A 5,772-nucleotide genomic window follows, 5' to 3' on the forward strand; every position below is an offset into this window, starting at 1 on the left:
CTGGGCACCCACTCAACGGAAACGATCACATCCGCCAAAGGGGCGAGCCAGTCCGACCAATCGACCGTGTAGTCGAGGGTTGCGTCGGGGTCTTTCTTGATTGCTGCCATGCCCTGCAGTTTTCCGGCTGCAGGGCATGCTGCAAAACCCTATACCGGGTTACCCGTTCTCCCGGGCCATTTCGCGCATTTGGCTGCGCAGGGCCTTGGGCGCGGTGTCCTCGATGCGCTGGGTCCGGTCCTTGCCCATTTCGCGCACGCGCTTCATCACATCCGGGATCTTCACCACGATAGGCTGGTCCGGGTTGTTCCGGTTCCAGGCTGCCAAGCGGTCGCGCACCCGCTGCAGCGCCGCGTCATCCTTCTCAAACACCGCCTTCGCCCACTGCGCCTTGATGTCACTGCTGGTCTGGATGTAGAAGCTCTTGGAGCGCTGCATGAAGGAGTTAGCCTCCTGCACCTCGGCCACGCTCTTGGGCTGGAAGCCCGCGAACTTAGCAATGGCCTCATCCAGCGTGGTGTCGATGACCTTGTAGCCCTTGGCATCCTTGTAGATACCGCTGGTACCCATGTCGATGCCCTTGGCCCAATTGCGCGCCGCCGTTGGCGACACTTCCAGCGCCGCGCCAGCAACGTCGCCGGTCAGCAGCTTGCGCGCGCCAGTGAAGCCGCGCGCCACCAGGTCGCCAGCGGGCCCAGCCACCTCCAGCAGATCCCGCTCGCGGTTCTGCTTGGCCAGCAGCAGGCCGGTACCGGGGATCAGGTTGCCCATGCCCAGGCGCCCCGACACGTCGATGGGCGCACCGGGCAGGCCGGACACGCCCTGCTCCATGAAGTCGGCCAGTTCCTTGCCAACCACATCGCGCAGCGCCTGCTTGCGCCAGTGCTTGGTGCTGATGTTGTAGCCCATGAGCTGGCCGGCGCCGTCGATCAGATCCTCGGCGTCCTCCATGAACGGCAGGCCTCCGGCGCCACCCATCAGCAGCAGCATGGCAACGGCCCAGCCAACGGCGCGCTTGCCCTCGGGGCCGCCCTGACTCCACATGCGGTGCATCAGCTCCAGGTAGCTGACCGAATAGGTCTTGAAGGTGAACAGCGTGCCGCCGATGGTGCCGCGTGCCCACTTCGGCTTGTTCGCCTTGGAGTAAACGAACTGCGTTTCCTGCACGGCACGCTCGGCGAACTTCGCCGGGTCGGCCATGCCCTGCTCCTTGGCGATGCGGTAGGCGGCAATGAAGGTGCTGCGGCGGTTGAACTGCTCCGCCAGGGCGAAGGGCTGGCCCCATGCCACCTTGACGCGCTCCCAGTTGTTGGCCGCAGCGGCGCGAGCGTCGCCCAGCTTGGTGCCATCGCCCGTGCGCAGCGAACCCGCGCCCCGGGCCTGAGCCATCAGCTGGTGGATTTCCTGGGGCGACACGATGCCCTCGGCCTCGGCCGTTTGGAGCGCCTTGGCCAGGTCTGGCTCGTAGCTGCTGCGGCGGGTCATGTCGCGCACTGCGGCAGCCAGGTGCGATGCGGCGCTACGCATGCCCCCGAACTGGGACAGCCAGGGCATGGTGATCTGGAAAGGCTGGGTCATATTGACCATGGCCGAAGCCACGGAGCCACCCAGGTACTGCGCGAAGAGCATGCCGCGCACTGCCTGGCCTTCCTCCTGCGGGTCTTGGATGTAGCTGCGCAGACCCATGGCCACGTCGCGCAGCTCGCCCTGCTCCTTGGGGATGCCCTCGATGGCCGTTTCCAGTGTGCCTGCGTTCAGGCCGCCGGCCGCCAGGCGCGCGTTGGAATACACGAAGCTGGCGAGCACGCGGCCCACGTCCTCGCTGTAGCCACTGATGCCCTTGCGGTGGATCAGGCGCTTGAGCGCGCTGTGGTTGTTTTTGGCCAGCTGCAGGTATGCCTGAAACGCCTTGTCCTTCGGGTCGCTGCCATCGCCGCTCAGACCCAGCATTTCGCCGAAGTGCTCCAGGCTTTCCGGGGTGATGCCCTGGAACAGCTTGAAAGCCTCGTCGCTCATCGTGCCCTGGGTGACGGTCGCGCCAGGGAATTCCTTCTCCATGGCGGCCTTCATCTTGTTGGAGTCGTACATCGACTCGAACATGCCGAAATACTCGCGCGTGCCGTCCTTGCCCACCACGTCCAGGGTGTATCGGCCAAAGCGCGACAGCGGCGCGTAGCCGGACTCCATCAGCGCCTGGGCGCGCTCGTAGCTCTTCACCACGGCGTTGTTCAGGCTCAGGATGCGGTCGGCCTGGTCGGGGAACTCCCGGGCCTCGGCCTGCAGCGTGTCCGTGATGAGCACCATCGCGTCTTCCACGCTGGCCTGCGCCAGCACTGCCTCACGCAGGCCAGCGTATCCGGCACCCAGCGCGCGCAGCATGTCGGCGCGGGCGGTCATGTCAATCGATCGGTCAATCGCGGCCCGCGCCTCCTGGTACAAGCTCACCTGCTGGGCGCTCAGGTCGAACAAGTCTTTCAGCTCTTTCGCCGTCCAGACAACACCCGGCTTGAGGATGGTGCTATCAAATTTGTTGTTGATGATGGTGTTGTACTGATCCACCGGCAGGCCGCGCCATACCTTGAGCATCTGCTCCTGAATCTTGCCGGTGCGCAGCAGGATCTGCGCTTTTTCGTCGGGCGTGGTGTTACGGTACTTCGCGTTCAGCGCCTCGGTGGTCACTGGCGTACCGTCCACGTCGCGCGCCCACAGCAGCGTGCCCTCGAACAGTGGCTTGGCCACGGCCTGGTTGTCGGCTGCGGTGATGGGCTTTTTCTTGAGGTCCGCCAGCGTTTCCACCCGGGGCAGCAGGCGCGGCGCGCGGTCGGCCGCGTCGTTGCCCAGCATGGACACGTCATCAATGAAGCGCTGCGCCGCTTCGTACACCGGCTTGAACACCGGCGAGCGCTCGGCCAGGTTGCGCATGGTGCCCACGGTCTTGTCCCACAGCGACACCTTCCCGGGGTGGGTCAGCGTCTGGTGGATCAGCGCCAGCGCACTGTCTTTCAGGTCGGCCGTGCTGGAGCGGCTGAACAGGACTTCTCCTTGACCGGCGGCGCCGGCTGGATAGACAATACGCACATCCCCGGTATCGCTCTGGGCGTAGGACGGCACGATTCGATTCCTGATCGTTTCAAAATCCGTCGTACCGGGGTACTTTCTCATGCTGGTCATCGCCAGCGCCTTGCGCCCCGAGCGCACTTCCTCCAAATACAGCACCGTTCCATCAGGCAATCGCTTTAGGTTGCCCACGATGTCTTGCCCGCGCGGCGTCTTGGCCCCAAGAATCCAAGCATCCGGAGCTGCAATGGCCTCTGGAATGGCCGCAATGTCCGCATCACTCAGTGGCAGCTGGCCCTGCTTCGCCTCCACCTGCGCATCGCCATGACGACTTAGGGCGTGGCGCACCGCATACATATCGGCGGTGTGCCGATAGCCGACCTCCACAGGTACGCCCTCGCGCTGCAGCATGGCCAAGGCATCGTCTGTCACCGGCCCCAGGACAAGCGTGGTGTTCTCGTTGCCCGAAGAGCGAGCTGCTGCGGCCAGCAGCCGGAGCGCATCCGCCTCCATTTGGCCCGCGTCTCGGCTGAAACTGACACCACCACCAGGCCCACCGGGGCCACCGCGCTCCACCCATCCGCGCGCCGGCAGGATGTACGCCTGAATGATGTCGCTGTCCGTCAGGCGCAGGCTCTGGAAGCCCGGCACGTGCGTGCGCAGGAAGTTGCGGATGGCTGAAATCGCCCGCTGCACAAACGGCAGCTGGAGGTTCTTCTCGGCCATTTCCGCCAGAACCTCCTCGGCCGCCTCGCGCACGCTCAGGCTGTTCACGCCCCGCAGGCCGTATTCCTGCATCTTGGCGGCCACCTCGGCTTTGCGCATGGTGGCGATCTGGTTCAGCACCTGGTCCAGATCGCGGCCGAACTTTCCGCGCAGCCCGTGGTGGCCCAGCACCTCGTGGTACAGCACGCGCGCCGCATCGTTGGGAGTGTTCAGGCGAGAGGCCATCAGATAGGCCTTGCCGCGATAGTAGAAGCCCTCGGGCGCTCCGCGTGCACCACCGCTGCGCTGGCGCAGGTCGGCCTTGCGGGCGGCCTCTGGAATGCGCTCGTCCTGCATGTCGAAGGCCACCACCACCTCGGGCGCGTTCGGGCCCCAGGCAGTGCGGATGGCATCCACCGTGGCAGAAACGGAGTCGATGGCTTGCCGCTGCGCGGCCTCGGAATAGGCCGATGGGCGCCCCATGGCCTTGAGGAACGAATCCACGTCGAACTCGGTCGCCCGCTCTGAGCTTTCGGAATCTTCGCGACGGAACAGCGCTACATCGCCGTTTTCGCCCTCGCGGGTCTGGATGACATACACCAACTTGTCCAGAGACTTGTTGATTGCCACCCGCTCGGCGCCAGCAGGAAACGGCCGCTTGAAACCCCACGGGGTGGGAATGGCAGCGTTTTCAGGGCCATAGTTCAAGAAAGGACTGCGTCCACCCCGCTCGGCGATCTTGTCTTCCACATAGCCTTGAAAGGCCCGTGCTGCCAACTCGTGAGGGCGGGTCCAGTAGTCCTGCCCACGGCCCTGATCCAGTTCCTTGGCGTTCATGACGAACTCAGTGGGCACAGCCCGGCTCTTCTCCGTCGCGTCTTGCGCATCGGCCAGCATCTTCAATCGCGCGCTGTAGTTCTGCATCACGCCGCGCAGTCGGTCCAGAGGGCCGTCCTGGTCGGCTGAGAATCCCTGGCGGCCCCGCACCGCCTTCATCACAACACTCAGGCGGTTGAGCGCGTCATTGGTCCAGCGGATAAGGTTGCTGACGCTGGCGGGCTCCAGCAGATCACCGGTTTTCATGTCAATGCGGGACTGGCCGGCACGCGCGGCCTTCTCGTTCACCTTCGCCTGGGCGGCACTTGCCTTCTCCGCAGAGGCTAGCTGCTGGGCCTGAGTCTGCTGGGCTTGGGTGAATGCTGCCTGCTGCTGCAACGCACCGCTTGCACCAGTGTCCAGCGCAGCGAGGGCCGCAGACGACAATGCGCCGCCAGCTGACGCCGCTTGCGCGATCTGAGCGCGTGCAGGATCAACGCCCGTGCGATGCTGGAATTGCAGTCCATGCGCGCTCTAATCTCCGCTGGCTTGCAGTAATCCCAGCTTTTGCAACCTCAATGCGTGGGTCAACTGGCGTCGGCACCTCGCTGGATGGGTCGCTGGAAATCTGAGAAGCCTCGTACTTCGTGATTTCTTGCTCCCACTTTTTCTGAAAGTCTGGGTTGCTAGGCGGCTTGGTGTAGCTGGTCTTGCAGAAAATTTCAGGCTTTGAAACCCCTTGATTCGCAAGGCGCTCGATAGAGCGCTTGGTGTCATCGTGGCGGCTACCGACCAAATCCGCGATTTCGCGGCTGGTCATGGTCAGAGTAGTGTCAATGCTCATGATTGCGTTCATTACTGTGCTCCTTGGGGTTGCTGAGACTGCAGGGCGCGGAATTGACAAAGTGCCCAAACAGCTTGGCCGCTGACGCTGCGGCGGTTCTTTTCCGCTTGCTCTTTGAGCCAAGCCGCCATTTCAGGAGGGACCCGAATACCCATCGGAACGGGCTTGCTAGTTTTCATTTCATTTCCTTTCTTTCTATGCACATTCTATGCACGGCGCAATTCTATGCACGGTTCATAGATAGTTGCAAGCGATTTCGTGGCACAGTGCATAGATGGCAAGAAACGACCCAACCATCTACATGCGGATACCGCAAGAACTCAAAGACGCGCTTGACAAAGCCTCTGAGG

2 protein-coding genes are annotated in these 5,772 nt (G+C 63.5%); both read right to left on the reverse strand.

Going from position 1 to position 5,772, the window contains the following annotated elements:
* Nucleotides 1-159: 159 nt before the first annotated feature.
* Nucleotides 160-4,845 (reverse strand): PLxRFG domain-containing protein, encoded by a 4,686-nt coding sequence (locus ISS20_RS23050; RefSeq protein ID WP_291439911.1) that lies wholly within the window; start codon nt 4,843-4,845, stop codon nt 160-162.
* A 226-nt stretch (nt 4,846-5,071) separates the two neighbouring features.
* Entirely contained in the window at nt 5,072-5,434 is a 363-nt protein-coding gene (locus ISS20_RS23055) for a hypothetical protein (RefSeq protein ID WP_291439913.1), read from the reverse strand.
* Nucleotides 5,435-5,772: the final 338 nt, after the last annotated feature.

This window comes from Acidovorax sp. (assembly GCF_016783915.1).
In the GTDB taxonomy this organism is placed as follows: Bacteria; Pseudomonadota; Gammaproteobacteria; order Burkholderiales; family Burkholderiaceae_C; genus Acidovorax.

Bases quoted from the DNA above. Each gene is read 5' to 3' on its own strand.
- ISS20_RS23055 (WP_291439913.1), bottom strand. From the start codon at position 5,434: ATGAACGCAATCATGAGCATTGACACTACTCTGACCATGACCAGCCGC.
- ISS20_RS23050 (WP_291439911.1), bottom strand. From the start codon at position 4,845: ATGAAAACCGGTGATCTGCTGGAGCCCGCCAGCGTCAGCAACCTTATC.